Here is a 24,319-nt window from a genome sequence, read left to right on the forward strand (position 1 = left end):
GCTGAGCATCATCGGATGGTCGCAGTTTTTCACTGCGCGAAGGAGGCGCGTTGAGCTGCATCAAACCTCCGGGTTGCCTGCTGCGCCCGCTCATCCATTCTTTGCCGAGATTTAATCGGACGGACGGGACGCCGTAAGGTGGCAGCGACCATGTTGAGGGCAAGGCGACACCCGCTCAACATGGATATTTCGACATGAACGATCGCGTCAATTCCGACATCACCACCTCTCGCAAGATCTTGCGGCCGCGCCGGCTCGCGCTGCTCGGCACCGTGGCCGCGCTGGGCGTGGCCGCCCTGGCTATTGCGCCGGGCGCTTCGCCGTACGGCATCACCTCCTTGATTGCGCCGGCTCAGGCGGCCGAAGCCGTCGCGACGCCGCCCGGCTTCGGCGATCTCGTCAGCAAGGTCAAACCCGCAGTGATCTCGGTGCGGGTCAAAATCGACCAGGACAACGACAAGAGCGCGATGCTGCAGCAGAACCGGATGGATTCGGACGAGGACACGCCGTTCGACCAGTTCTCGCGGCAGTTCGGCTTCCGCTTCCCGGGCGGTGCGAACGGCATGCCGCGCCAGCGCCACCAGATGATCACGGGCGAAGGCTCCGGCTTCTTCATTTCCGCGGACGGCTATGCCGTGACCAACAATCACGTCGTCGATCGCGCCCAGTCCGTGCAGGTGACGATGGACGACGGCACGACCTACACCGCGAGGGTCGTCGGCACCGATCCGAAGACAGATCTCGCGCTGATCAAGGTCGACGGCAAGAAGGACTTTCCGTTCGTCAATTTCTCCGACCAGAAGCCGCGCATCGGCGACTGGGTGGTCGCGGTCGGCAATCCCTTCGGTCTTGGCGGCACCGTGACCGCGGGCATCGTCTCGGCCAGCGGGAGGGATATCGGCAATGGTCCCTATGACGACTTCATCCAGATCGATGCGCCGATCAACAAGGGCAATTCCGGCGGCCCGGCCTTCGACATGAACGGCAACGTGATCGGCGTGAACACTGCGATCTTCTCGCCCTCGGGCGGCTCGGTCGGCATCGGCTTCGATATCCCGGCTTCGACCGCCAAGCTCGTCGTCGCGCAGCTGAAGGACAAGGGCGCGGTGACCCGCGGCTGGCTCGGCGTGCAGGTGCAGCCGGTGACCTCGGATATGGCCGACAGCCTCGGCCTGAAGGAGGCACGCGGCGCGATCGTCGACAATCCGCAAGATAGCAGCCCGGCGGCGAAGGCCGGCATCGAGGCGGGGGACGTCATCACCGCCGTCAATGGCACCGCGATCAAGGATTCTCGCGATCTCGCCCGCACCATCGCCGGCTTGGCGCCGGGCACGTCCGTGAAGCTCGATGTCTTCCGCAAGGGTGGCAGCAAGACCGTGACCCTGGCGCTCGGCGAGTTGCCGAACGAGCGGCAGGCCAAGGGCAACGAGGGCATGGGGCAGCCCGGTGCCGGCATGCCGCGCCTCGGCCTCAGCCTAGCGCCGGCAGGTGACGTTCAGGGCGCAGGCCAGAACGGCGTGGTCGTCACCGAGGTTGATCCGCAAGGCCCGGCCGCGCAACGCGGCATCCGGACCGGCGACGTCATCCTCAATGTCGGCGGCAAGGCTGTCAGCAGTGTCGGCGAGGTGCGCTCCGAGCTGGCGCAGGCCAAATCGTCGGGCAAGCGCAGCGTGCTGCTGCAGATCAGAAGCGCGGAGGCCACCCGCTTCGTCGCGGTGCCACTCGCCTAACGCGAACCTCGACCGCTACAAATCCAGAAAGGCGGCCTCGGGCCGCCTTTCGCACACGAGCTCGCCAGGTCCGATAACATTCTCGTTAACGGCAGGTAGGGTGACCGGGTGCGTCCGAAAAAGCCGTGTTCGCTGATCACACTCGCCAGGTGCCTCGGTGCTCTGCGGCAACGTCGCCGCTGAGAGGGGTTGCAAGCGTGGAACTTCGAACCTCGCGGCGATTTTTGGAACTCGCCGGCGGTTCACATGAGATCGGTGCCGACATGGATCGATTGAAGGTCTCGCTGAGGAGTGCGCTGCTGGTGGCGCCATTGGTGCTCTCAGGCGGAAACGCCCTCGGGCGCGACGACGGCCGCTACGCGGATTCCCCTCTGAAGCCCTGGTTCGACAGTTTGCGCAGCCATCTCGGTCCGTGCTGCTCTGATGCGGACGGTTTCGCCGTCGCCGATCCCGACTGGGAGTCGCACAACGGGCGTTACCGTGTGCGCCTCGACGGGCAGTGGATCGATGTGCCGGATGAAGCCGTCATCACCGAGCCGAACCGGGCCGGCCGCACCATGGTGTGGCCGGTCAAGACTGCGTTCGGGATTTCGATCCGCTGCTTCATGCCGGGGAGCATGATCTGAGACCGGTCAGCGCGACCGTTTGGATGATTTGCGCTTCGATGATTTCTTGCTCGATGATTTCCTGGACGACGTCCTCGACGATTTCTTGGACGTCTTGTTGGCGCTCTTGCGCGTCGAAGCCTTCTTCGGGACCTTCTTTCCCTTCTTGCGTGCCTTCGACAATCCGATCGCGATCGCCTGCTTGCGGCTCTTGACGCGGCCGCCGCGCCCGCCTCGGCCGCTCTTCGCGGTGCCCTTCTTGTAGCGCCGCATCTCGCTGGCGACATCGCTGCCCGAGCTGCTTGAGTAGCGGCGTTTCTTTGCCTTGCGTGCCATGCATGTTCTCCCTCGGCGAGGAGAACCATTCGGCACAGCCATGGTTCCGGGAGCGCGGGCGGCGCAGCTAAAGCGCGATGCGATTAGGATGAACCGTCATCGCGCTTTAGGCTATTGTTCGAGCATGATCTCTTCGGAAAATCGCCGCACACTTTTCCGGACCATGCTCTAGAAGGAATTTGCCAGCTCGATCTCCGCTTCCAGCGCCTGGATGCGTCGTGCGGCCTCGCTAAAGGACAGATCCCGCGCAGATTGGCCGGGCTGATAGGCCTCATCGCTCAGCCGCTTCAGCTTCAGGCCCTGCGCCCGCGTCATCTGCTCGCCAAGTACAAATCTGGCGTCGTATTTACCTTGAACCTGCATCTGGCGTCTCCGTCCTGAAATCGTGACTTGACTATATGTTCTTATTTTGTTCTAACAAGCCATGGACAACAGAATTAATGAAATTCGACGTAAAATCAGAGCCTTGAGGCTTGAGATGGCCGACGTCGAGGCGTCGGTGCGCGACCTCGTCGAGCGCGATCGCGACTGCACGGAAAGGGCCCTGGCGCAGATGGACCTGCGCCGGAAAATCAACCTCCTGATTGCCGAATGGAAGGCGGCCGGCGGCAGCGACGTTCTGCCTGACGTCCGCGACCGGGTGCGCCTTCGTCCCGTGAAGACAGGCGGCAATCCCGCGCGCGCAGCCGAGCGCCGCTGAGATCGTTGGCGCCGGATACCGCCAAGTGCCGACCCCAAGATAAGATGGAAGACAGAGGGTCCCGCAATGGCGGGGCCCTCCATGATTTGGGAGCGCCTATTTGGTGTTGGTCATGCTGCCCTTGTTCGTCATGGTGCCGCTCTGATCGGAGCCCGGGCCGGCGCCGCCTTGGCCCGTGGGGTCAGCGCCCTTGGAAGACTTGGTGTTGGCGCCGGTGGTCTGCGACGATGACGTCGAGGATCCATGCTTGGCCTTGTGCGACTTGGCCTGGGCGGCGAACGGCGTCGCGGCAAGGCCGGTTGCTACCATGACGGCGAGAGCGAGCTTGGTCGTGTTCATGCGGGGGAACTCCCTGTGTTAAATTGACGCAGGCAGCAAACCGCGCCTCGCGGCAGGAGTTCCCGGCAAAGCATCTTCCGTACGTCACGCACGCTTCAAGTTTGCTTGTCCTCGGCCAGGATGAACACGGCGCCGGTGAGCGTCGCGCCGATCGCGAAGGTCGTCACCAAGGTGAGGGCGAAGACCGTCGCGGCCTGGCCCCCGCCGTTATTCAGCAGGTTGGCCACGGCTGGATTGGACAGGACGAGCGCGAGGCTGAAGGTGAGGCCGAGCGCTGCGCCCATCATTGCATGCGTCATCAGCCTGATAAGGCCGCTGGCAGAGATCAGCTCGGACGACTTCTTGTTGTTGGTGCGCATGCGACGGCATCCCGAACTGCCACGCCAACGCGCTCGTGATTCCCTGGTTCCGTTCCGCTGAAGGAATTGTCATCGCCCGCTTCATCCGGCGTTCATGCCGGGCTTGCCAAGATGAGCGCCGGCAAAACGGGAACATCGACGGGGAACATCGACATGGGTAAGGTCGTCTTTCTTTACCGCTCGCTGGCCTATCGCAACGCAGCCGCGGACATCCTGCGCAAGGCGCGCAAGCTCCCGCGTGGCGCGGAGCGGAGCGCGGCTCGCCGCTACGCGAGGGCGCTGCGCGATCTCGCGCGAACGGAAGCCTGGCTCGAAGGGCGTATCGCGCGCGAACCGCGCACGGCTCAGCGCATGACGAGCGCAGCGTCCGGCTAGCCGGATGCGCGCTGCAATTCGGCAGCGCCCGCAGTGTCGAATTTGCCGGGTGCGGTCGTCGCGCTCTTGCGTGTCAACGGCACCTCCAGACGACACAACAGGCCCTCGGCGCGCCAATCGAACTGCGCCTGTCCGCCAAGCTGGGACTCGATGCTCGCAAGCAGGCTTCGCGTGCCGAAGCCGCGGGATTTCGGGGTCTTGACCAGGGGACCGCCGGATTCCTCCCAGCTCAGCGTGAGCCGCTCGGCGTCGACCTGCCAGTCGATCGCGAGCCGCCCCGATCGGGTCGAGAGCGCGCCGTACTTGGCCGAGTTGGTGAAGAGCTCGTGCAATGCGAGCGCCAGCGTCTGGGCCGTCGCCGGCACCAGCTGAACTTCGGGCCCTGCCAATTTGATCTGGCCGCCGAGCGAATAGGGCGCAAGCTCCTCGTCGATCAGCCTGGAGAGCTCGGCGCCCTGCCAGCTCGACAGCGACAGGATGGTGTGCACGCGCGCCAGTGCATTGATGCGCCCCTCGACGGCATTGACATAGGCCTTGACCTCGTCGGCCCGGGTGAGGCGCACGATCGACTGCGCCAGCGCCAGCGCGTTCTTGGCGCGGTGATCGACTTCCCGCGCCAGCAGGTTCTGCCGCTCCTCGGCCCGCTTGCGCTCGGTGATGTCGACGGTTACGCCGCTGACCCGCACCACGCGCCCGCTCTCGTCGGTCGTCGCAGCCGCCGTGCCGACGCACCAGCGCACCTCGCCGTCGGGCCGCACGATGCGAAACTCCGTCTCGTAGGCGCGCGTGCCCTTGTTGAATTCGGCGATCGCCTTGCGCAACTGATCGACGTCGTCGGGGTGCAACAGGGCCTGAACGCTGCCCGGAGTGACCTCGAAATCCTCGGGGCTGACGCCGAAGATGCGGTATTGCCCCTCGTCCCACATCCAATCGCCGCTGATCCAGTCCCAGTCCCAGGACCCCATCTTGCCGGCCGCGATCGCCATGCTGCGCCGTTGCTCGCTCTCGCGCAGCTTCGCGGTGGAAGCCTCCAGTTCCGCGGTGCGGGCGCGGACGCGGTCCTCGAGCTCGTGGTTCAGCCGTTCGAGCTCGCGCGTCTTGCGGTAGAGCTCGGCAAACACCTTGATCTTGGCGCGAAGCACCTCCGGCACGACCGGCACCGGCACGTAATCGACCGCGCCCATCTCGTAGCCGCGCAGCCGGTCGATGTCGCTGACCTGGATGGCTGAGATGAAGATCATCGCGGTCTTCTGAAAGCGCGGATGCTCGCGGATCATCGCGGCGAGCTCGAAGCCGTCGAGCTCGGGCATGCAGACGTCGACCAGGATCACCGCGATCTCGGTCTTGAGCAGCACCTCCAGCGCCTCGCGGCCCGAGGAGGCGATCACGAGGTTCTCGCCGAGATCCTTCAGGATCACCTCATAGGCGAGCAGCTTGGCCGGCTGATCGTCGACGAGCAGGATGTTGACCTTTTCCTGGTCCATACGCGGGTCCAACTCAGCGATGCAGCCACATGCGGATCGCAAGCAGCAATTGGTCGGTGTTGACCGGCTTGGCGAGGTAATCGGACGCGCCGGCTTCGAGGCACTTCTCGCGGTCGCCCTTCATCGCCTTGGCGGTCAACGCGATGATCGGCAGACGGGAGAAGGCCGGGTTCTCGCGGATCACGCCGATGGTCTGGTAGCCATCCATCTGCGGCATCATGATGTCCATCAGCACGATCGCGATCTCCGGATTGGATTCGACCAGTGTCACCGCCTCGCTGCCCGTCGTCGCCGTCAGCACTTTCATGCCGCGTCGTTCCAGCACGCTGGACAGGGCGAAGATGTTGCGGGCGTCGTCGTCGACGAGCAGGGCGGTCTTGCCGATCAGGTCCTCGTCGGAACTGTTCAGCTTCTCCAGCATGCGCTGCTTCTCGACCGGCAGCTCCGTGATCACGCGATGCAGGAACAACGCGGTCTCGTCGAGCAGGCGCTCGGGCGATTCCACGCCCTTGACCACGATGCTGCGTGCCATGGTGTGGAGCTCGGCATCCTCCTCGGCGGAAAGCTCGCGGCCGGTGAACACCACGACGGGGATGTTCGACAGCGCCTCGTCGTTGCGGATCTGATCGAGCACCTCGAAGCCGCTCATGTCGGGAAGCCTGAGGTCTAGCACCACGCAATCGCAGGGCTGCTCGCGCAGCGTCGAGAGCGCGCCGGCCCCGGTATCCGTGGCCAGGATCTCGATGTCGTCGTGGTGCAGCAGCTCGCGGATCGAGAGCTGCTCGGCCTCGTTGTCCTCGACGATCAAGAGCCGCTTGCGCCGCGGCCGCGCATATTCCTTGATCTGCGTCAGCGCGGCCGAGACGCCCTCGGTCGTCGTCGGCTTGTTGACGAAGGAGAACGCGCCGCGCGCCAGCGCATGCTGGCGGTCCTCGTCGAGCGTGATGATCTGGACCGGGATGTGGCGGGTGAGCGGATTGTGCTTGAGCTGGCTCAGCACGGTCCAGCCGAGCATGTCGGGCAGGAAGACGTCGAGGGAGACGGCCGTCGGCTGGTACTGCTTGGCGAGCTCGAGGGCCTCGGCCCCGCGCGCGGCGACCAGGACCTTGAAGCCCTTGTCGCGGGCCAGATCGACCAGCACGCGGGCATAATGGGGGTCGTCCTCGACGATCAGGAGGATGGTGTCGCCGGGCTCGAGGTTGAGGCGGTCGTCGGGCAGCTGCTCGATGACGCGCTGCTGGTCAGGCGCGGCCGGCTGCAGCGCCGGCGGCTGGCTGTATTGCTGCGGCGCTGGCGCCCGCGGCGCGAGGGTCGGGCCGGAATATTTCAAGGGCAGATAGAGCGTGAAGGTCGAGCCCTTGCCCGGCGCGCTGCGCAGGTGGATCTCGCCGCCGAGCAGGCTGGCCAGCTCGCGGCTGATCGCAAGGCCGAGGCCGGTGCCGCCATATTTGCGGCTGGTGCCGGCGTCGGCCTGCTGGAACGCCTCGAAGATCAGCTTCTGCTTCTCCAGGGGAATGCCGATGCCGGTGTCGGACACTTCGAAGGCGATCACGGCCGGCGCGGAGTTCAGCACCGGATGATCCGTCCCCCAGCCGCCGATGGCGCCGGTGACCTGCAGGCGCACTTCGCCGTCGGCGGTGAACTTGAAGGCGTTGGAGAGCAGGTTCTTCAGAACCTGTTGCAGCCGCTTGGAGTCGGTCACGATGCTGCGCGGCAGGTTCGGATCGACGTCGATCTTGAACGACAGGTTGCGGTTGTCCGCCTCGTGCCGGAACGGCCGGCCGACGGTCTCGAGCAGGTTCGCGGTCAGGATTTCCTCGGCGTCGACCGTCACGGTGCCGGACTCGATCTTGGAGAGATCGAGAATGTCGCTGATGAGGTTCAAGAGGTCGGTGCCGGCGCCGTGGATGGTGCGGGCGAATTCGACCTGCTTGGCCGAGAGGTTGCCATCGGGGTTGTCGCTGAGCTGCTGCCCGAGGATCAGGATCGAGTTCAGCGGCGTGCGCAGCTCGTGGCTCATATTGGCGAGGAATTCGGACTTGTACTTCGACGTCAGCGCGAGCTCGGTCGCCTTCTCCTCGAGCGCGCGGCGGGCCTGCTCGATCTCCTGGTTCTTGCGCTCGACTTCGACGTTGCGCTCGGCGAGCTGCTGCGCCTTCTGCTCGAGCTGGTCGTTGGTCTGCTGCAATTCGCGCTGCTGGGTCTGCAGCTCGCCGGCGAGCTGCTGCGACTGCTTGAGCAGACCTTCCGTCTGCATCGTGGCCTCGATCGAGTTGAGCACGATGCCGATGGAGTCGGTGAGCTGCTCCAGGAACGTCATCTGCGAGGTCGTGAAGGAGACGAGCGAGGCGAGCTCGATCACGGCCTTGACCTGGCCTTCGAACAGGACCGGCAGCACGACGAGGTTCTTCGGCGCGACGCGGAACAGCGCCGAGTTGATCGGCACCACGTCCGACGGAATGTCGGAGACGACGCGCGGCCGCTTGTCGAAGGCGCACTGGCCGATCAGGCCTTCGCCGAACTGCAGCACCGGCTGATAGGGGTAGACGCCGTCGCTGGCGTAGGAGGCGAGCAGCAGGAGCTGGGGATCGTTCTCGTTCTCGACCTGGTAGATCACGCCGGTGTGGGCGTTCACCAGCGGCGACAATTCGGTGAGCAGCAGCCGGCCGACGGTGGTGAGGTCGCGCTGGCCCTGGAGCATGTTGGTGAACTTGGCGAGGTTGGTCTTCAGCCAGTCCTGTTCCGTGTTCACGTCCGTCGTGAGACGGAGGTTGGTGATCATCGTGTTGATGTTGTCTTTCAGCTCTGCCACTTCGCCGCGGGCGTCGACCTGAATCGACCGCGTCAGGTCGCCCTTGGTCACCGCGGTTGCGACTTCCGCGATCGCGCGCACCTGCGAGGTCAGATTGGCCGCGAGCAGGTTGACGTTGCCGGTGAGGTCCTTCCAGGTGCCGGCGGCGCCGGGCACGTTGGCCTGGCCGCCGAGCCGGCCTTCGACGCCGACCTCGCGCGCCACCGAAGTCACCTGATCGGCGAAGGTCGCGAGCGTCTCGGTCATGTTGTTGATGGTGTCGGCGAGCGCCGCGACTTCGCCCTTCGATTTCACGGTGAGGTTCTGCTTCAGATCGCCATTGGCGACCGCGGTCACCACCTTGACGATGCCGCGGACCTGCTCGGTCAGGTTCGCCGCCATGAAGTTGACGGTGTCGGTGAGATCCTTCCACGTGCCGGCGACGCCGGGCACCTGGGCCTGGCCGCCGAGCTTGCCCTCGGTGCCGACCTCGCGCGCGACACGCGTCACTTCGCCGGCGAAGGCGTTGAGCTGGTCCACCATGGTGTTGATGGTGTTCTTCAGCTCGAGGATTTCGCCCTTCACGTCCACGGTGATCTTGCGCGAGAGGTCGCCGCGCGCGACCGCCGTGGTGACTTCGGCGATGTTGCGGACCTGGGTGGTGAGGTTCGCAGCCAAGAGGTTGACGTTGTCAGTGAGGTCCTTCCAGGTGCCGCCGACGCCGGGCACGACGGCCTGGCCGCCGAGCCGGCCTTCGGTGCCGACCTCGCGCGCCACGCGCGTGACTTCGGCGGCGAAGGAGCGGAGCTGCTCGACCATGGTGTTCAGGGTGTCCTTGAGCAGCAGGATCTCGCCGCGCACGTCCACCGTGATCTTCTTCGACAGGTCGCCGCCGGCAATGGCGGTCGCGACCTCGGCGATGTTGCGGACCTGCGCCGTCAGGTTGGAGGCCATGAAGTTGACGTTGTCGGTGAGGTCCTTCCAGGTGCCGGCGACGCCGGGCACTTCGGCCTGGCCGCCGAGCTTGCCCTCGGTGCCGACCTCGCGCGCCACGCGCGTGACTTCGCCGGCAAAGCCGTTGAGCTGGTCCACCATGGTGTTGATGGTGTTCTTCAGCTCGAGGATTTCGCCCTTCACGTCGACGGTGATCTTGCGCGACAAGTCGCCACGCGCCACCGCGGTCGTGACCTCGGCGATGTTGCGGACCTGGGCGGTGAGGTTGCCCGCCATCGAGTTGACGCTGTCGGTGAGATCCTTCCAGGTGCCGGCGACGCCGGGCACGTTGGCCTGACCGCCGAGGCGGCCTTCGGTGCCGACCTCGCGCGCCACGCGCGTCACCTCGCCCGCGAAGCGGTTGAGCTGATCGACCATCGTATTCAGCGTGTCCTTCAGCTGAAGGATCTCGCCGCGCACGTCCACGGTGATCTTGCGCGACAGGTCGCCGCCGGCGATCGCGGTCGCGACCTCGGCGATGTTGCGGACCTGGGCGGTGAGGTTGCCCGCCATCGAGTTCACGGAGTCGGTCAGGTCTTTCCACGTGCCGGCGACGCCGGGCACGTCGGCCTGGCCGCCGAGCTTGCCGTCGGTGCCGACCTCGCGGGCAACGCGCGTGACTTCGCCGGCGAAGGCGTTGAGCTGGTCGACCATGGTGTTGAGCGTTTCCTTCAGCTGAAGGATTTCGCCCGACACGTTCACCGTGATCTTCTTGGACAAGTCGCCCTTCGCCACCGCGGTTGCGACCTCGGCGATGTTGCGGACCTGGCCGGTGAGGTTCGAGGCCATCGAGTTGACGCTGTCGGTGAGGTCCTTCCACGTGCCGCCGACGCCGCGCACCACCGCCTGGCCGCCGAGCTTGCCTTCGGTGCCGACCTCGCGCGCCACGCGCGTGACTTCGCCGGCGAAGGCGTTGAGCTGGTCCACCATGGTGTTGATGGTGTCTTTCAGCTCCAGAATTTCGCCGCGCACGTCCACGGTGATCTTCTTCGAGAGGTCGCCGCCGGCGACTGCGGTGGTCACCTCCGCGATGTTGCGGACCTGCGCGGTCAGGTTCGAGGCCATCGAGTTGACGCTCTCGGTCAGGTCCTTCCAGGTGCCGGCGACGCCGAGCACGTTGGCCTGGCCGCCGAGCCGGCCCTCGGTGCCGACCTCGCGCGCGACGCGCGTCACTTCGCCGGCGAAGGCGTTGAGCTGGTCGACCATGGTGTTGAGCGTCTCCTTCAGCTGAAGGATTTCGCCCGAGACGTTCACCGTGATCTTCTTCGACAAATCGCCGCTCGCGATGGCGGTCGCGACGTCGGCGATGTTTCGGACCTGCGCGGTCAGGTTCGAGGCCATGAAGTTGACGTTGTCGGTGAGGTCTTTCCAGGTGCCGGCCACGCCGGGCACCTGGGCCTGACCGCCGAGCTTTCCTTCCGTGCCCACCTCGCGCGCGACGCGCGTGACTTCCGAGGCGAACGAGTTGAGCTGGTCCACCATGGTGTTGATGGTGTCCTTCAGCTCGAGGATTTCGCCGCGCACGTCCACCGTGATCTTGCGCGAGAGGTCGCCGCGCGCCACGGCGGTGGTGACGTTGGCGATGTTGCGCACCTGTGCGGTGAGGTTACCGCACATCGCGTTGACCGAGTCCGTCAAGTCCTTCCAGGTGCCGGCGACGCCCGGCACGATGGCCTGGCCGCCGAGCTTGCCGTCGGTGCCGACCTCGCGCGCAACGCGCGTCACTTCGGAGGCGAACGAGCGCAGCTGGTCAACCATCGTGTTGATGGCTTCCTTGAGCTGGAGGATCTCGCCGCGGACGTCGACCGTGATCTTCTTGGAGAGGTCGCCGTTGGCGACCGCGATCGTCACCTCGGCGATGTTGCGAACCTGGTTGGTCAGGTTGTTCGCCATCGAGTTGACGCTCTCGGTGAGGTCTTTCCAGACGCCGGTCACCTCGGGCACCTGGGCCTGGCCGCCGAGCTTGCCCTCGGTGCCGACCTCGCGCGCGACGCGCGTCACCTCCGAGGTGAACACGCCGAGCTGCTTGATCATGGTGTTGACGATGGTCGCCGACTGCAAGAACTCGCCGCCTAGCGGACGGCCGTCGACGTCGAGCTTGACGGTCTGCAGCAGGTCGCCTTGTGCCACGGCGGCGACGGCGCGCGTCACCTCGCGCGTCGGCCACAACAGGTCGTCGATCAGCGTATTGACCGAACCTTCCATGTCGGCCCAGGAGCCGGAGGCGAGGCCGAACTTCACGCGCTGGCGGGTCTTGCCTTCGCGCCCCACCACCTGGCCGACCAGCTCGAGCTGCTGTGCCATGCGCTGGTTGGCTGCGATGATTTCGTTAAGAGTGTCGGCAATTTTGCCGTCAATGCCGAGATAGTCGCCGCTCATGCGGACCGAAAAGTCACCGCTGCGCATCGCCTGCAAGGCGAGTAGCAGTTCGCCCCGCGAATCCGACTCGGACGTACCGTTGATTTTTGGCTTTGGGACGCGACGACCGGAGCGTGATGCAGTTCCGGGATCGAGGTCGCTCATACTGATTCCCCCGCAGGCGTCGGCCGAATCCGAGGCAAGACGCGTTGGTCGAATAGAGCGTCAGCCAAATTCGAAATCAAGCGCCAACGTATGGCGCCGGGAAATGGAACCCGCTTTGCTCAGCCCGACCGAGGTAACGACGATGCCCCGATTTGGTTCCACACCGCTCGGAAAGAAAATGCCCCCCGGGTCCGGTCGCCCCCTGCGTCCGTCGGCGTCCATCCTTCGGAACGGAGCGCCGAGCCCGACGGTTAGCCCGCGCAGACAGGGAGAACGGATATGAAAGCAGGACTTGCCGCCATCGCCATTATCGTGCTTGCCGCGGGATCGGCCCTGGCGCAGGGCGGTGCGCCGAGCGGGCGCGGGTCCGTGACGGGCGACCCCGCCGCAAGCTCCGCCAACCCGCGGGCGGACACGCCGACCACCGGAGCGGCCACCCGCTCGAATCCAAGCGGAAGCGGCACGTCGTCGTCCGGCGGCAAGGACGACAACGGCGATGCAGGCCGCGACAAGATGCCGGAGAGTGACCGCACCGTGCGGCCGCAAAGCCAGCAACGTCCGAGCGACAAGTAGAGGCTATTTGTCCGCCATGGTGCGCTCGGCGTCCCTGACCTGCGCGCGCAGCAGCGGCAGCTGTTCGCGCGCGAACGCTGCGAGCGCCGCGTTGTCGGGCGCCACCAGGTAGCGCTCGAGCAGGCCGATGATGGATTCATATTCGGGAATCTGCGCCGCATAGAAGCTTCTGACGTAGGCCGGGCCGTCCGACATTTCGGGCTCGACGAGGCTCGCGCTTGGAGAGGCGAGTGCTGCCTTTCCGATTTGCAGTTCCGCGCCGATGGCCTCCTGGACCTCTTTCAGCTTCTTGTCGCGCTTGACCGCTTCCTCGGCGCGCAAGGCGGCGAGATTCTTGACCTCCGCGTTGCCCTTGATCGCGGAGGGTGGCCGTTCGCCGGGCTTTCGTTCGGCAACGCTGTCGGCAAGCGCCGAGGTGCTGATGAATGCCAGGATGATTGCGGCGACAACTCGCATCGATCTTCAATGACCAACTCCGTGCGAAAGTTCCCTGAACCATTACGATCCGGTAAGCGGGTTGCGACGCAGGAGTTCCGTCCCCACGTCTTTTATATGAAACAGTCTGACATCTTCCGAGACAATGCCGACAATTGTCTTCAGCTTGCCGAGCGTGCCGACGGACAGCCCGCCCATAAGCGCTATTCGCGCATGGCCGACGCCTGGACGGCGCTGGCCAACGAGCAGGATTGGCTCGATGGCGAAATTTCGCCCGTCCCGGCTCATGCAGCCCCAAAGCGGAACGGGTGAGCTCGGCCTCACGAACCTGCATGTGAGACCGCTCACGGAAGGCACGCAACTGATTTGGGATCATCCGGGGAACGTCGATCGCGGCGATTTCCAGTTGCAGAAGGAGGTTTGGCGATGGCTCCACGTCTGGCTCTTCTTTCCCTCATTCTCGCCTTTGGCGTCTCCGTCGCCTTCGCGACGGTGACGACGGTGCGACAGGTGCATCTCGAGAACGCATCTGCCGTTCACGCCGCGCGCAGCTGATTGCAGCAGCGGAACATTCGAGGCCGTAATGCGTAAGCGCTCCGACACATCAGGAGAAGCGAGAACGCATCATGGCCCATTCCGACCAAGGCATCGTCAAGGACAAGCGTGGGGAGGTGCAGCCACGCGACAAGGAACGTGCGCAATCCGTGCACAAGACGGATCCGAAAGGCTCGCCTTCGCGTGAAGCGACGCGCGATCCCAAGCTGAACGACAACAGCAAGACGCCAGGTTCCGGCGCCATGCCGGACGGCTCGAGCGACGCCACAGGCTAGCTCTCACCAGGAACGAATTCGCGCGGGAAGAGTCGACGGATTGCTTCCGGCAGTCATGCCCCCGGTGCGCCGGAAGCATCTCCAAGGACGGCCCTGGCACCCACCGTGCCGGGGTCGTTTGCTTGTGGAAGAGGCTAATGTGCGTCAGCCGCCGCCGCTTTCCGGATCCCCCTGAGTATGTCCGTCAGGCCCGCGGCCGAACACGCCGAAGCTGCTTGACTTCACGCCGGCAGCGGCATCGACGCCCACAGCGGCCAGTCCGAACTTGAGGAGTTCGCGGACGGCTGCCGCCCGCGTCGGCATGCGGTGTTTGAACCGGAAATCGTCGACGGCGGCCAACTCTTCCGGCGAGAGCATGACCTGAAGGCGCTCGGCGCGAAGGTCGTTCATGGCAATCACGCAAATTGAGTAGGTTGAGTAGTTTACTCAACGAACCAACTTGATGAGAGTTCCGCGAAAGCCGATAAAGCCTCCAAATGAGTAGGAAAACAAAATAAAATCAATGATTTAGAAACGCGCCACGCCGTGAGGCATTGTTCCCGGAAGGAGAGAGACCATGGCGGACGAAGTCAGGTTGCCTCGCAAGCTGTCCGAAGAGCCCGCGGCGCCCGGGCCGGTGCGGCCAAGCCAGCAGAAGATCATCGATGAGGTCGAGCGCTGGGCCAACAGCCCGGGCCTCCAGCCGCCGCATCGCAGCCCTCGACGGGAGCGAAAGCGAACTAGGGCTTCGCGTAGCGAGAGCTTGTTGCCGACGCCGAATGGCCTGATCGGCGCGATGTGTGGGAGACGATGCGAAGCTTGCGCCTGAGCCACCACGCCGACACGGAAACGATAGCCCAGACCGTCAGCGCGGCGATGAAAGCGAATGCGGCGCTTGCCTCGATGATGGCATAGAAGATGGCGGCGAACGCGGCGAGGCCGATGCTGCCGAGTGCGGCGCCTGCGGCGTCGAGCGCCGCCGCCTTCTGCCCGCGACGGCGCCCGCTCAGGCCGGCCTTCTCCTTGGCGTGACGCTCATGGCTTTCGATCAGTGTCGCGCTGGCGCAGAAGACGGCCGGAAGAGCAAGAAAGAGCCCGCCGACGGCCGTGCCGAACTTCGAGCCGATAACGCCCGCGAGCACCGTGGCACCGCCGCCGAGCAGGAAGCGAATGGCGTACTCGTACCACCGCGTCTGTTTCAGCGCCGATGTCGATAGCTTCACCAGCATCAGGCCGCACCTCCCAGGCCGGCGAGCAGGCCGAAGGCGACCACGAGCCATGCGGCAAAGGCGAGGATCGTTGCTGGAAGCGCGCCGAGACGGAGCCTCATCAGGAGGTGGCAGACGACGATGCTGTAGCAGGCGAGCGCGATGGCGCCATAGATCATCGTCCAGCTCTCGGCCGCAGCATATTGCGGTCCGTGCTGGACCACGGCGATGCCGAGCGTAGCCAGCGCCACCGACGGCGCTGCGCCAAGCAGCCCGGCAAAGCTCTTCGGCCGCAGCATATCACCCAAGATCGCGAAGACGGATACGATCAGACCGCCGGCGACGAAGCGCACGAGATACTCGGTCATGGCTGTCCCTCCGAGCCCTCGCGCCGCTGCCGCCGTGACGTCGCCAGTGTGAACGGCCTGAGCAATCGCTCGACGATGATGCCGAGCGTGAAGCCTGCCACGACGTCGCTGGCCCAGTGCGCGAGCAGCGCGAGGCGCGTCAGGGACAGCGCTACGGCAAAGGAGCGCGCCAGGCTGCGGCGAGCCGGCGGCAACAGGCCGGCGGCCGAGGCAAGGGCGCCCATATGCACGGCGTGACCTGAGGGAAATGCGTCGCGGGCCCGCCCCGAAAAGGGGACACCGCGCCAGTGGCCGCTCACCGTCAGCCGGTCGGGCCTCGTTTGATCGAACACGGATTTCAAGACATGCGGCAACACGGCCGTCACCAGCGACACGATCAGGACGTGATCGGCCAAGGGGCGCTGCTGCGGATGCCGGAGGCGGGTGTAGAGCCATCCCGCCGCCGCGAGTGCGACCAGGATATGCTCGTCGGCACCCCAGGTCATGGCCTGGGCGGCATGCTCGAGCCCCGAGTTGGTATTGTGCGCGATCTCGTTGGCGATCGCCGTATCGATCCGGGTGGGTTTGACTGTTACTAAGGCCATCGGTCCGTCGGCGAGATATCCTCCATGACGGTTTTGTAAAGCCCGGACATAAGGAAGGTTCCTAGGCGCAACCGACAGGCATCGCGCAGCGGCAGCGCGATGACGTTTCTCATCGCGCTGCCGGGAAGCACGCCGGGACGGCCCGCATCCTGCAGCAATGCGTTACTTGGTTTGGCCGACGCTCGGCGCCCTGCCGAGGGTCTTGGCCATGTCGAGGTGGTGCTTCAACGCCGGGAGTGTCTTGCCGGCCCAATCCTTGAGCTCGGCATTGTCGCCACCCTTGGCGTAACGTTCGAACAGCGACACGGCATCTTCATGCGCGCTGACCTGATAGGAATTGTAGTCCGAGCTGAAATCCTTGCCGCTCGCATTCTTGAGCTTGTCGATCTTGCTCTGATGCGAGCTGTCGAGCGCCGTCGGCAGCGTGGCCTGCACCTTGCCATTGCCGACCAGTCCCTTGAGCTCGCTGCTCGTCTTCGTATGATCGGTGATCATCTGCTGCGCGAAGGTCTTCTCCTCCGCGTTGCCCTTCTGCTGAGCAAGCTTGCTTGATTCGATCTCGAACATGTCGCTGATCGCGACCTGGGTCACGAAGTCGGCGGTCGCAGGCGCAACGCCGAGCACCGAATTTACGCCGGTCTTTTCGCCGAGCGACTGGGCGAGGGCCGGGCCTGCGAGAACCATGCAGGCAAGCGCGATGATTGTGCGTTTCATGGTCAAATCCTTCCGATAGGTCGCGCGGCCGCTTGCCGGCGATGTGCGCCGACCAACACGCCGCCGGGGCCGAGGTTCCTAACGGCTAATCCGCGGGATTGCGTCCGGTGCGCGGATTGATCGGATCTGTCGGCTTGCGTCGAAGCCGCTCGGGCAGGAACGGTTCGGCCGGCGCAGCGGTTGCGTCGGCCCGGACGTCAGCATGGCGTTGCGCCCGCTCGTGCGGCGTCCGGTTGTCGTTGATGTGGTACTTCACGTCGACGCCATCGACGGGGTCGTTGACGCCGTGCCTGATATCGCGGAAGTCACTCATGGCTCACCTCATTGTTTTCCGGGCAGAATCGATTCCAGCACCTGCCGCGCTACTCCCTTGATCATCCCGCTTTCGTTCGGGTCGCCCTTCATCAGGGCGAGCGAGAAGTTCTTGGCCTGCTGCAAGGTGATGTGCGGCGGCAGCGGCGGCACCTCGGGATCGGTTTTCACCTCCAGCACGACGGGCCTCTCGCTCGCAAGCGCCTGCTCCCAGGCCGAGCCGAGCAGCTGTGGGCTGTCGACGAAGATGCCGCGCAGGCCGATCAGCTCGGCGAAGCGCGAATAGGAGACATCGGGAATGCGCTGCGAAGCCTCGAACTTGGGATCACCGTTGATGATGCGCTGCTCCCAGGTGACCTGATTGAGATCCTCGTTGTTGAAGACGCAGACGACGAAACGCGGGTCCTTCCAGTCGCGCCAATACTTCGCAGCGGTGATCATCTCGGCCATGTTGTTCATCTGCATGGCACCGTCCCCGACGAGTGCAATGACGGGGCGATCAGGCTGGGCGTATTTGGCTGCGAGCGCGTAAGGCACCGCAGCGCCCATCGAGGCGAGGCCGCCGGACAGCGAGGCCGTCATGCCGCGCCGCATCTTGAGGTCCCGCGCGAACCAATTGGCGCATGAGCCGGAATCGCTGGTGATGATGGCGCGGTCGGGCAAGCGCGGTGACAATTCCCAGGCGACGAGCTGCGGATTGACCGGCGCGGCGGGCTGATGCGCGCGGTCATCCAAGGTCTTCCACCATGTCGCGACGTCCTCCTGGATGCTCTGGCGCCAGGCGCCGTCGCTCCTGGTTTTCAGCCGTGGCAACAAGGCGCGCAGCGTCTCGGCGGCATCGCCGACGAGGCCGACCTCCATGGGAAAGCGGATCGACATCATGCTGGCGTCGATGTCGATCTGCACGCCGCGTGCGCTGCCTTCCTTCGGCAGGAATTCGGCGTAGGGAAAGGCCGAGCCCACCATCAGCAGCGTGTCGCATTCCATCATCATGTTGTAGCTGGGCTCGGTGCCTAGCAGGCCGATCGAGCCGGTGACCCATGGCAGGTCGTCGGGCAGCGCGGCCTTGCCGAGCAATGCCTTGGCGCAGCCGGCCGACAGCCGGTCGGCGACCGCAATGACGTCGTCGGTGGCGCCAAGTGCGCCGGCGCCGACGAGCATCGCGACCTTCTTGCCGGCATTGAGGATCTCCGCGGCACGGTCGAGATCGGCATCACGAGGGATGACTTTAGGCGCGCTGTAACCGACGCCGGAGTGCAGCGTGCCGTGCGCGCGCGGCGGGTCCTCGTAAGGCTCCTCCTGCAAGTCGTTGGGGAAGATGATGACGGTTGGAGTCCGCCGCGCCAGTGCGATCCGCACCGATCGATCAATCAGGTGTCGCACTTGTGCAGGCGAGGAGGCCTGCACGACATAGGCGCCTGCGACGTCCTTGAACATCGAGAGAAGATCGAGCTCCTGCTGATAGTGACCGCCAAGCGCATTGCGAGCCTGCTGGCCGACGATCGCCAGCACCGGCTGGTGATCGAGCAGCGCGTCGTACAGCCCGGTGACGAGATGCGAGGCGCCGGGACCAGAGGTCGCAATGCAGACGCCGAGCTCGCCCGAGAATTTCGCGTAGGCGGTCGCCATGAATGCCGCCATCTCCTCGTGCCGCGCCTGCACGAAGCCGATCTTGCCGTCGGCCCGGTTCATCGCACCGAACACGCCGTTGATGCCGTCGCCGGGGTAACCAAAGATGTGGCGTACGCCCCATTGATGCAGGCGCTGAATGATGAAGTCGGAGACGGTCTGGGACATGCGGGCGGCTCTCTTTGTTGTTGTTGCGGCCTCGGTCGTCTCAGAGAACCGGTTCTTTGTGGTGATGTTCCCAAGCATTTGCGGAACACGCGCCGGAACGATCACTCACCCCTTTCGGTTGATTCCCAAATGGCTGAGTGGAGAATGACGATGCTGAATCAGGGTGAACTGGACCGCAACGAGATGGGCCGGCTGATCGGAAGCGACAAGGTCGAGGGAACCGCCGTCTACGGCGCCGATCGTAACAAGATCGGATCGATCGAACGGGTCATGATCGACAAGATCAGCGGCAAGGTCTCTTATGCAGTGCTTGGTTTCGGCGGCTTTCTCGGCCTCGGCAATGATCACTATCCGTTGCCCTGGCAGTCGCTGAAGTACGACACCGAGCTCGGCGGTTACGTGACCGCGATTACCGCCAAGGATCTGGAAGGCGCGCCGAAATATAGTGAGAAGACCGACTGGAACTGGGGCGATGACGCCGCCGTGCGCGGCATCAACTCCTATTACGGCGTTCCCTTCGCTTGAGCTTTGTGAGGTGCGCCTCACTCATCCCAGCGCTTCCCTCCGCCCGGGGCCCGCATGCACATGCACCTGTTTGGCATGCAGCACTTCGCCGCATTCCGAGCACACCATGATGGGGTCGAACAGCTTGCCGCAGCTCTTGTGCTCATGCAGCAGCGGGCGGCCGCGCTCATCGCCCATATGGGTGTCGCCCCAATGCACCATCGCCATGATGATCGGGTAGAGGTCGAGCCCCTTCTGGGTGAGGATGTATTCGTAGCGCTTCGGCGCCTCGGAATAGGGGACGCGGCGCAGAATGCCGAAGCGGACCAGCTTCTTCAGCCGTTCCGAGAGCAGATGGCGTGTGATCTGGAGCGAGGATTGAAAGCCCTCGAACCGCCGTACCCGCAAGAAGCACTCGCGCAGGATCAGCAGCGTCCAGCGGTCGCCGATCACGGCGACGGTGCGGGCGAGCGAGCAGGGCTCTTCCTCAAGCGTGTCCCATTTCATGATGCGGTTCCTGCAGGAAGTCAGTCTGAAAAAGGAACTGAGTTGATCGGTCAGAGAGATTTGTGCCGAAGGTTAGCATTCGGCTGCTCAGTTTGACAGTTCTATTTTTGAACTATAGCCTCCGGCACATGAAACGCCGCACGCCCACAGTGCGGCTCACCGGAGGAGGCGATCTTGTCCAAGCGAAACGCCACTGCGACCGTCATCGGGGCCGGCGATTTCATCGGTGCCGAGATCGCCAAGAAGTTTGCCGCCGAAGGGTTCTCGATTTTCGCCGGCCGCCGCAATGGAGATAAGCTCGCGCCGTTGGTGCAAGAGATCGAAGCCGACGGTGGCGAGATCCACGCCCGCTCGCTCGACGCGCGGAAGGAGGATGAGGTCATTGCCTTCCTGAACGACGCCGACAAGCATGCACCGCTCCAAGTCTGCATCTTCAACGTCGGTGCCAACGTCAATTTCCCGATCCTCGACACCACCGAGCGCGTGTTTCGCAAGGTCTGGGAGATGGCCTGCTATTCCGGCTTCCTCGCGGGGCGCGAGGCGGCGCGGCTGATGCTGCCGCGCGGCGGCGGCAACATCTTCTTCACGGGTGCGACCGCAAGCTTGCGCGGCGGCAGCGGCTTTGCCGCCTTTGCCAGCGCCAAGTTCGGCCTGCGCGCGGTGGCGCAGGCGATGGCGCGCGAGCTCGGGCCGAAGAACATCCACGTTGCCCATCTCATCATCGATTCCGGCGTCGACACCGAATGGGTGCGCCAGCGCCGGCTCGAGGCGCACGGCCCGAATGCGCTTGACGATCCCGACCTCCTGATGCCGCCGTCGTCGGTCGCGAACGCCTATTGGCAGCTTTATCAGCAGCCGAAGAGCGCCTGGACCTTCGAGATGGAGATCCGCCCCTTCGGAGAGAAATGGTGACCGCGGCGGGAAAGTCCGGCTAGACTGATCTCAACATCGAGCAAATTCCGGGAGGACCTTCAGTGAAGACCGCGATCACCGAACTGTTCGGCATCGAGCACCCGATCATCCAGGGCGGCATGCATTTCGTCGGCTTCGCCGAGCTGGCGGCGGCCGTCTCCAATGCCGGCGGGCTCGGCATCATCACCGGTCTCACGCAGAAGACGCCGGAGCTGCTCGCCAAGGAGATCGCGCGCTGCCGCGACATGACGGACAAGCCGTTCGGCGTCAATCTCACTTTCCTGCCAGCCTTCTCGGCGCCGCCTTATCCGGAATACATCGCGGCCATCGTCGAGGGCGGCATCAAGGCGGTGGAGACCGCAGGCCGCAGCCCGGAAGCCTACATGCCGGCGCTGAAGGCCGCCGGCATCAAGGTCATCCACAAATGCACCTCGGTGCGCCACTCGCTGAAGGCCGAGCGCATCGGCTGCGATGCCGTCAGCGTCGACGGCTTCGAGTGTGGCGGCCATCCCGGCGAGGACGACATCCCCAACATGATCCTGCTGCCGCGTGCGGCGGAGGAGTTGAAGATCCCGTTCGTCGCCTCCGGCGGCATGGCCGACGGTCGCAGCCTGGTCGCGGCGCTCTCGCTGGGCGCGGCGGGCATGAACATGGGCACGCGCTTCATCGCCACCAAGGAAGCGCCGGTGCACCAGAACGTCAAGGACGCGCTGGTCGCGGCCACCGAGCTCGACACCCGCCTGATCATGCGGGCGTTGCGCAATACCGAGCGCGTCCTGAAGAACGCCAATGTCGACCGCCTGCTCGAGATCGAGCGCGAGAAGGGCGCCAAGCTCACCATCGACGACATTCACGACCAGGTCGCGGGCGTCTATCCCAAGATCATGCTGGACGGCCAGATGGACGCCGGCGCCTGGAGCTGCGGAATGGTCGCAGGCCTGATCCACGACATCCCGTCTTGCAAGGAGCTGATCGATCGCATCATGGACGAAGCGGAAACCATCATTCGCAGCCGCCTGCTGGGGTTCCTGGACGGGACGGGGGCGACGCGAAAGGTCGCCTGACGCCGTCAAACTTCTTAACCACGGCGGCATTTGACCGCTGGAATTGCGCGCGGCGCCTCCTAGATAGGGGTAAATTGCCCCTTTCATAAATCGATTTCAGGAGGCATCCGTGGTCCTGAAAAGTGTTCACTTCGCAATTGCCTTTGCCCTCGTGGTCGCAGGGGCCGGTGTCGCGCGCGCCGACGACTACAAGCCCGACGAATATCTCGGCCTCGATCTCTCAAAGGCCCTGCTGTCGCCGAAACGTCTCGGGCCGGAGACGCACTTCGCCCCGGTCGCGCTCGAAGCGCGTGGCGGCAACGAGGCACAGGCGCGCGCTGAGCCCGTCGAGGTGCCGAAGAAGGTTGCCGCCGAACGCGTTCGTGTGGCCGAGCCGAAGGCCGCGCATGCGGCGAGCACACCGCCGCGCGGCGCGGCCCGCGCCAAGCTTGCCCACCGCCGCGGCAATCCGCTCGATGCGCAGGCGATGGACACCCGTATCCAGACCTGGCCATGCCGCTCCGGCGGCATCTGCAACTGGAAGCGGTAGGCGCGGGAGCCGTCGCTGTGTCTTTACCTCTCCCCGAAAGAACGGGGCGAGGGAGCAGACCGCGCTCCGCGGTTGCAACAGCCGTCATCCCCGCGTCGCAAAACCGTAGGCGCGGAGTCAAGAAACCGTAAGCTGGGAGTCAAGGAGCGCAGGCACCTTCCGTCGCGATTCGACGAAGGTCTCCTGAATGGCAACGCTCCGCGCCTCGCGCGCATGGACCCGGCGGCAGTTCCTGGTCCGCTCCGCCTCCAGTCTCGCCATCGCCTCGCTCGCGAAGCCTCATTTGAGCCGCGCCGCCGACCGGCCGCAGATCGCAGCCGGCATCCAGTCCGGCGATGTCTCCGGCGGCTCCGCGGTGATCTGGGCGCGCGCCGACCGGCCCGCGCGGATGCAGGTGGAATGCTCGACCGTCGAGAGCTTCAAGACCATTATCGCCTCGGCTTCCGGCGATGCGCTGCCCGATGCCGATCTCACGTCGAAGCTTCTGCTGGCGGATCTGCCGCCCGGACAGGACATCTTCTACCGCGTCCGCTTCGCCGACATCGCCAGCGGTCTCCTCAGTGAAGGCCGCATCGGCCATTTCCGCACCGCGCCGGCAGTGCGCCAGTCGATCTCGTTCCTGTGGTCCGGCGACACCGCAGGGCAGGGCTGGGGCATCGACGTCTCCCGCGGCGGCTATCGCAGCTATCGCACCATGCTCGACAACAATCCGGATTTCTTCATCCACTGCGGCGACCACATCTACGCGGACTGCACGATCGCTTCCGAACAGAAGCTGCCGAACGGAGAGACCTGGCGCAACCTCGTCACCGAGGAGAAATCCGAGGTCGCGCACACCCTGGCGCAGTTCCGCGGCAACTACAAATACAACCACCTCGACGAACATTTCCGCGCCTTTCATGCAGAGGTGCCGATGTTCGCGCAATGGGACGATCACGAGGTGACCAACGACTGGTCGCCGATCGGGACCCATGACGAGACCGGTTACGAGGACGACGGTACCCCGCGCCTGGTCGCGCGGGCCCGCCGGGCCTTCTTCGACTTCATGCCGATCCGCAACATCAGCGCGCAGCACGGCCGCGTCTATCGCAAGATCGCCTATGGACCGCTGCTGGACGTCTTCATGATCGACATGCGCAGCTACCGCGACGAGAGCTGGAACAAGGGCGATGATCACCGCGGCTGGATCCTGGGCGCCGAGCAGCTCGCCTGGCTGAAGCGCGAGCTTGCCGCCTCACGCGCGACCTGGAAGGTGATCGCGGCCGATTTGCCGATCGGCCTGATCAGCCTGGATGCGGTCGCGCTCGGCGATGGGCCGCCCGACCGGCGCGAGCACGAGATCGCCGATCTGCTCGCCTCCATCAAGCGCGCCGGCATCCGCAACATCGTCTGGCTCACGGCCGACATGCACTACACCGCCGCGCACTATTACGATCCGAACAAGGCGCAGTTCCAGGATTTCGAGCCGTTCTGGGAGTTCGTCTCCGGCCCGCTGCATGCCGGCAGCTGGAGCCCGGGCGAGCTCGACGACACCTTCGGCCCGGTCGCAATGTACCAGCATGGCTGCAGCGCCGCGCAGGGCGACAATCTGGCGCCCTGTTTCGGCTTGCAGTTCTTCGGGCGGGTCGACATCGACGGCCGCAGCGGTGTGATGACCGTGACCCTGAAGGACGTCGACAATCGCGACCTCTGGTCGGTCGACATCGTCCCGCGGCCGCAGATGCATCCGTCGCTGGTGGCGCAGCATTCGTAGGCTGCTAACCCGATC

The 24,319-nt window shown here is 64.9% G+C and carries 28 protein-coding genes; 13 read left to right on the forward strand and 15 right to left on the reverse strand.

The genetic code is table 11. The features are described 5' to 3' along the window. Positions 1–194: 194 nt before the first annotated feature. Entirely contained in the window at positions 195–1,730 is a 1,536-nt protein-coding gene (locus tag N2602_RS10995; RefSeq protein ID WP_260382652.1) for a Do family serine endopeptidase, read from the forward strand. Between the two features lie 263 nt (positions 1,731–1,993). Continuing rightward, a complete protein-coding gene (locus N2602_RS11000; RefSeq protein WP_172787308.1) occupies positions 1,994–2,356 on the forward strand; it encodes a hypothetical protein in 363 nt (120 codons plus the stop codon). A 6-nt stretch (positions 2,357–2,362) separates the two neighbouring features. On the opposite strand, the gene N2602_RS11005 is transcribed toward N2602_RS11000, so the two are convergent. Beyond that, positions 2,363–2,671 carry a DUF6496 domain-containing protein gene (locus tag N2602_RS11005; protein ID WP_172787309.1) on the reverse strand — a complete coding sequence of 103 codons (309 nt, stop codon included), beginning with the start codon at positions 2,669–2,671 and terminating at the stop codon, positions 2,363–2,365. Between the two features lie 168 nt (positions 2,672–2,839). Continuing rightward, positions 2,840–3,034: a DUF3072 domain-containing protein gene (locus N2602_RS11010; RefSeq protein WP_260382653.1), complete on the reverse strand. Its 195-nt coding sequence runs from the start codon at positions 3,032–3,034 to the stop codon at positions 2,840–2,842. Positions 3,035–3,149: 115 nt separating this feature from the next. On the opposite strand from N2602_RS11010, the gene N2602_RS11015 reads away from it, so the two are divergent. Next, on the forward strand, positions 3,150–3,371 hold the full coding sequence (locus tag N2602_RS11015; RefSeq protein WP_172787311.1) for a hypothetical protein: 222 nt from the start codon (positions 3,150–3,152) through the stop codon (positions 3,369–3,371). Positions 3,372–3,467: 96 nt separating this feature from the next. Here the strand turns inward: N2602_RS11015 and N2602_RS11020 are convergent, their stop codons facing one another. Both N2602_RS11020 and N2602_RS11025 read right to left on the reverse strand, forming a co-directional pair. Further along, the gene (locus N2602_RS11020) at positions 3,468–3,710 is read right to left on the reverse strand and encodes a hypothetical protein (protein ID WP_172787312.1); all 243 of its coding nucleotides are present in this window, start codon (positions 3,708–3,710) and stop codon (positions 3,468–3,470) included. Positions 3,711–3,805: 95 nt separating this feature from the next. Beyond that, entirely contained in the window at positions 3,806–4,069 is a 264-nt protein-coding gene (locus N2602_RS11025) for a hypothetical protein (RefSeq protein WP_172787313.1), read from the reverse strand. Positions 4,070–4,222: 153 nt separating this feature from the next. Between N2602_RS11025 and N2602_RS11030 the strand changes: the two genes are divergently transcribed. Next, on the forward strand, positions 4,223–4,444 hold the full coding sequence (locus tag N2602_RS11030; protein WP_172787314.1) for a hypothetical protein: 222 nt from the start codon (positions 4,223–4,225) through the stop codon (positions 4,442–4,444). Here N2602_RS11030 and N2602_RS11035 read toward each other — a convergent pair. After that, positions 4,441–5,928: an HWE histidine kinase domain-containing protein gene (locus tag N2602_RS11035; RefSeq protein WP_172787315.1), complete on the reverse strand. Its 1,488-nt coding sequence runs from the start codon at positions 5,926–5,928 to the stop codon at positions 4,441–4,443. The two genes, N2602_RS11030 and N2602_RS11035, sit on opposite strands and share 4 nt — an antisense overlap. A 13-nt stretch (positions 5,929–5,941) precedes the next feature. Then, positions 5,942–12,235 (reverse strand): HAMP domain-containing protein, encoded by a 6,294-nt coding sequence (locus N2602_RS11040; protein ID WP_260382654.1) that lies wholly within the window; start codon positions 12,233–12,235, stop codon positions 5,942–5,944. A 279-nt stretch (positions 12,236–12,514) separates the two neighbouring features. On the opposite strand from N2602_RS11040, the gene N2602_RS11045 reads away from it, so the two are divergent. Continuing rightward, on the forward strand, positions 12,515–12,808 hold the full coding sequence (locus N2602_RS11045; RefSeq protein WP_172787317.1) for a hypothetical protein: 294 nt from the start codon (positions 12,515–12,517) through the stop codon (positions 12,806–12,808). Between the two features lie 3 nt (positions 12,809–12,811). Here the strand turns inward: N2602_RS11045 and N2602_RS11050 are convergent, their stop codons facing one another. Beyond that, positions 12,812–13,264, reverse strand: coding sequence for a DUF4142 domain-containing protein (locus tag N2602_RS11050; protein ID WP_260382655.1), 453 nt, complete (start codon positions 13,262–13,264; stop codon positions 12,812–12,814). Positions 13,265–13,360: 96 nt separating this feature from the next. On the opposite strand from N2602_RS11050, the gene N2602_RS11055 reads away from it, so the two are divergent. The 3 genes from N2602_RS11055 to N2602_RS11065 all read left to right on the forward strand — a co-directional run bounded on the left by N2602_RS11055 (position 13,361) and on the right by N2602_RS11065 (position 14,073). After that, positions 13,361–13,555: a hypothetical protein gene (locus N2602_RS11055; RefSeq protein ID WP_172787378.1), complete on the forward strand. Its 195-nt coding sequence runs from the start codon at positions 13,361–13,363 to the stop codon at positions 13,553–13,555. A 114-nt stretch (positions 13,556–13,669) separates the two neighbouring features. After that, positions 13,670–13,798 (forward strand): hypothetical protein, encoded by a 129-nt coding sequence (locus tag N2602_RS11060; RefSeq protein ID WP_257187568.1) that lies wholly within the window; start codon positions 13,670–13,672, stop codon positions 13,796–13,798. A 71-nt stretch (positions 13,799–13,869) separates the two neighbouring features. Further along, a complete protein-coding gene (locus tag N2602_RS11065) occupies positions 13,870–14,073 on the forward strand; it encodes a hypothetical protein (protein ID WP_172787319.1) in 204 nt (67 codons plus the stop codon). A 144-nt stretch (positions 14,074–14,217) separates the two neighbouring features. Here N2602_RS11065 and N2602_RS11070 read toward each other — a convergent pair whose 3' ends face one another. The 7 genes from N2602_RS11070 to N2602_RS11100 form a co-directional block, all read right to left on the reverse strand. Beyond that, positions 14,218–14,463 (reverse strand): hypothetical protein, encoded by a 246-nt coding sequence (locus N2602_RS11070; protein ID WP_172787320.1) that lies wholly within the window; start codon positions 14,461–14,463, stop codon positions 14,218–14,220. Between the two features lie 329 nt (positions 14,464–14,792). Further along, complete coding sequence (locus tag N2602_RS11075) at positions 14,793–15,281, reverse strand: DUF3147 family protein (protein WP_260382656.1); 489 nt, start codon at positions 15,279–15,281, stop codon at positions 14,793–14,795. Next, positions 15,281–15,628, reverse strand: coding sequence for a DUF3147 family protein (locus N2602_RS11080; protein WP_260382657.1), 348 nt, complete (start codon positions 15,626–15,628; stop codon positions 15,281–15,283). The genes N2602_RS11075 and N2602_RS11080 overlap by 1 nt, the downstream gene beginning before the upstream one ends. Next, the gene (locus N2602_RS11085; RefSeq protein ID WP_260382658.1) at positions 15,625–16,212 is read right to left on the reverse strand and encodes a phosphatase PAP2 family protein; all 588 of its coding nucleotides are present in this window, start codon (positions 16,210–16,212) and stop codon (positions 15,625–15,627) included. Before N2602_RS11085 ends, N2602_RS11080 begins: the two co-directional genes overlap by 4 nt. 162 nt (positions 16,213–16,374) lie before the next feature. Beyond that, complete coding sequence (locus tag N2602_RS11090) at positions 16,375–16,926, reverse strand: DUF4142 domain-containing protein (RefSeq protein WP_260382659.1); 552 nt, start codon at positions 16,924–16,926, stop codon at positions 16,375–16,377. An 85-nt stretch (positions 16,927–17,011) separates the two neighbouring features. Continuing rightward, positions 17,012–17,239 carry a hypothetical protein gene (locus N2602_RS11095; RefSeq protein WP_172787326.1) on the reverse strand — a complete coding sequence of 76 codons (228 nt, stop codon included), beginning with the start codon at positions 17,237–17,239 and terminating at the stop codon, positions 17,012–17,014. A gap of 8 nt (positions 17,240–17,247) precedes the next feature. After that, positions 17,248–19,035 (reverse strand): thiamine pyrophosphate-requiring protein, encoded by a 1,788-nt coding sequence (locus N2602_RS11100; RefSeq protein ID WP_260382660.1) that lies wholly within the window; start codon positions 19,033–19,035, stop codon positions 17,248–17,250. A 150-nt stretch (positions 19,036–19,185) separates the two neighbouring features. On the opposite strand from N2602_RS11100, the gene N2602_RS11105 reads away from it, so the two are divergent. Then, positions 19,186–19,560 (forward strand): PRC-barrel domain-containing protein, encoded by a 375-nt coding sequence (locus N2602_RS11105; RefSeq protein ID WP_172787328.1) that lies wholly within the window; start codon positions 19,186–19,188, stop codon positions 19,558–19,560. 21 nt (positions 19,561–19,581) lie between these two features. Here N2602_RS11105 and N2602_RS11110 read toward each other — a convergent pair whose 3' ends face one another. Then, complete coding sequence (locus tag N2602_RS11110) at positions 19,582–20,046, reverse strand: helix-turn-helix domain-containing protein (protein ID WP_260382661.1); 465 nt, start codon at positions 20,044–20,046, stop codon at positions 19,582–19,584. Between the two features lie 174 nt (positions 20,047–20,220). On the opposite strand from N2602_RS11110, the gene N2602_RS11115 reads away from it, so the two are divergent. The 4 genes from N2602_RS11115 to N2602_RS11130 all read left to right on the forward strand — a co-directional run bounded on the left by N2602_RS11115 (position 20,221) and on the right by N2602_RS11130 (position 24,304). After that, positions 20,221–20,958 carry an SDR family oxidoreductase gene (locus tag N2602_RS11115; protein ID WP_260382662.1) on the forward strand — a complete coding sequence of 246 codons (738 nt, stop codon included), beginning with the start codon at positions 20,221–20,223 and terminating at the stop codon, positions 20,956–20,958. 62 nt (positions 20,959–21,020) lie between these two features. Further along, positions 21,021–22,022 carry a nitronate monooxygenase family protein gene (locus N2602_RS11120; protein WP_172787331.1) on the forward strand — a complete coding sequence of 334 codons (1,002 nt, stop codon included), beginning with the start codon at positions 21,021–21,023 and terminating at the stop codon, positions 22,020–22,022. A 109-nt stretch (positions 22,023–22,131) separates the two neighbouring features. Continuing rightward, positions 22,132–22,551: a hypothetical protein gene (locus N2602_RS11125; RefSeq protein ID WP_260382663.1), complete on the forward strand. Its 420-nt coding sequence runs from the start codon at positions 22,132–22,134 to the stop codon at positions 22,549–22,551. 187 nt (positions 22,552–22,738) lie between these two features. After that, positions 22,739–24,304: an alkaline phosphatase gene (locus tag N2602_RS11130; protein WP_260382664.1), complete on the forward strand. Its 1,566-nt coding sequence runs from the start codon at positions 22,739–22,741 to the stop codon at positions 24,302–24,304. The last annotated feature ends 15 nt before the right edge of the window (positions 24,305–24,319 follow it).

The organism is Bradyrhizobium sp. NC92 (genome assembly GCF_025200865.1).
Lineage (GTDB): Bacteria > Pseudomonadota > Alphaproteobacteria > Rhizobiales > Xanthobacteraceae > Bradyrhizobium.

Excerpts from the sequence above, each read along its gene's own strand:
- N2602_RS11035 (WP_172787315.1), bottom strand. The coding sequence starts at position 5,928 with ATGGACCAGGAAAAGGTCAACATCCTGCTCGTCGACGATCAGCCGGCC.
- N2602_RS11000 (WP_172787308.1), top strand. The coding sequence starts at position 1,994 with ATGGATCGATTGAAGGTCTCGCTGAGGAGTGCGCTGCTGGTGGCGCCA.
- N2602_RS11060 (WP_257187568.1), top strand. The coding sequence starts at position 13,670 with ATGGCTCCACGTCTGGCTCTTCTTTCCCTCATTCTCGCCTTTGGCGTC.
- N2602_RS11025 (WP_172787313.1), bottom strand. The coding sequence starts at position 4,069 with ATGCGCACCAACAACAAGAAGTCGTCCGAGCTGATCTCTGCCAGCGGC.
- N2602_RS11075 (WP_260382656.1), bottom strand. The coding sequence starts at position 15,281 with ATGCTGGTGAAGCTATCGACATCGGCGCTGAAACAGACGCGGTGGTAC.
- N2602_RS11085 (WP_260382658.1), bottom strand. The coding sequence starts at position 16,212 with ATGGCCTTAGTAACAGTCAAACCCACCCGGATCGATACGGCGATCGCC.
- N2602_RS11100 (WP_260382660.1), bottom strand. The coding sequence starts at position 19,035 with ATGTCCCAGACCGTCTCCGACTTCATCATTCAGCGCCTGCATCAATGG.
- N2602_RS11080 (WP_260382657.1), bottom strand. The coding sequence starts at position 15,628 with ATGACCGAGTATCTCGTGCGCTTCGTCGCCGGCGGTCTGATCGTATCC.
- N2602_RS11030 (WP_172787314.1), top strand. The coding sequence starts at position 4,223 with ATGGGTAAGGTCGTCTTTCTTTACCGCTCGCTGGCCTATCGCAACGCA.
- N2602_RS11045 (WP_172787317.1), top strand. The coding sequence starts at position 12,515 with ATGAAAGCAGGACTTGCCGCCATCGCCATTATCGTGCTTGCCGCGGGA.
- N2602_RS11130 (WP_260382664.1), top strand. The coding sequence starts at position 22,739 with ATGGCAACGCTCCGCGCCTCGCGCGCATGGACCCGGCGGCAGTTCCTG.
- N2602_RS11010 (WP_260382653.1), bottom strand. The coding sequence starts at position 3,034 with ATGCAGGTTCAAGGTAAATACGACGCCAGATTTGTACTTGGCGAGCAG.
- N2602_RS11055 (WP_172787378.1), top strand. The coding sequence starts at position 13,361 with ATGAAACAGTCTGACATCTTCCGAGACAATGCCGACAATTGTCTTCAG.
- N2602_RS11065 (WP_172787319.1), top strand. The coding sequence starts at position 13,870 with ATGGCCCATTCCGACCAAGGCATCGTCAAGGACAAGCGTGGGGAGGTG.
- N2602_RS11095 (WP_172787326.1), bottom strand. The coding sequence starts at position 17,239 with ATGAGTGACTTCCGCGATATCAGGCACGGCGTCAACGACCCCGTCGAT.
- N2602_RS11105 (WP_172787328.1), top strand. The coding sequence starts at position 19,186 with ATGCTGAATCAGGGTGAACTGGACCGCAACGAGATGGGCCGGCTGATC.
- N2602_RS10995 (WP_260382652.1), top strand. The coding sequence starts at position 195 with ATGAACGATCGCGTCAATTCCGACATCACCACCTCTCGCAAGATCTTG.
- N2602_RS11005 (WP_172787309.1), bottom strand. The coding sequence starts at position 2,671 with ATGGCACGCAAGGCAAAGAAACGCCGCTACTCAAGCAGCTCGGGCAGC.
- N2602_RS11020 (WP_172787312.1), bottom strand. The coding sequence starts at position 3,710 with ATGAACACGACCAAGCTCGCTCTCGCCGTCATGGTAGCAACCGGCCTT.
- N2602_RS11015 (WP_172787311.1), top strand. The coding sequence starts at position 3,150 with ATGGCCGACGTCGAGGCGTCGGTGCGCGACCTCGTCGAGCGCGATCGC.
- N2602_RS11040 (WP_260382654.1), bottom strand. The coding sequence starts at position 12,235 with ATGAGCGACCTCGATCCCGGAACTGCATCACGCTCCGGTCGTCGCGTC.
- N2602_RS11050 (WP_260382655.1), bottom strand. The coding sequence starts at position 13,264 with ATGCGAGTTGTCGCCGCAATCATCCTGGCATTCATCAGCACCTCGGCG.
- N2602_RS11090 (WP_260382659.1), bottom strand. The coding sequence starts at position 16,926 with ATGAAACGCACAATCATCGCGCTTGCCTGCATGGTTCTCGCAGGCCCG.
- N2602_RS11110 (WP_260382661.1), bottom strand. The coding sequence starts at position 20,046 with ATGAAATGGGACACGCTTGAGGAAGAGCCCTGCTCGCTCGCCCGCACC.
- N2602_RS11070 (WP_172787320.1), bottom strand. The coding sequence starts at position 14,463 with ATGAACGACCTTCGCGCCGAGCGCCTTCAGGTCATGCTCTCGCCGGAA.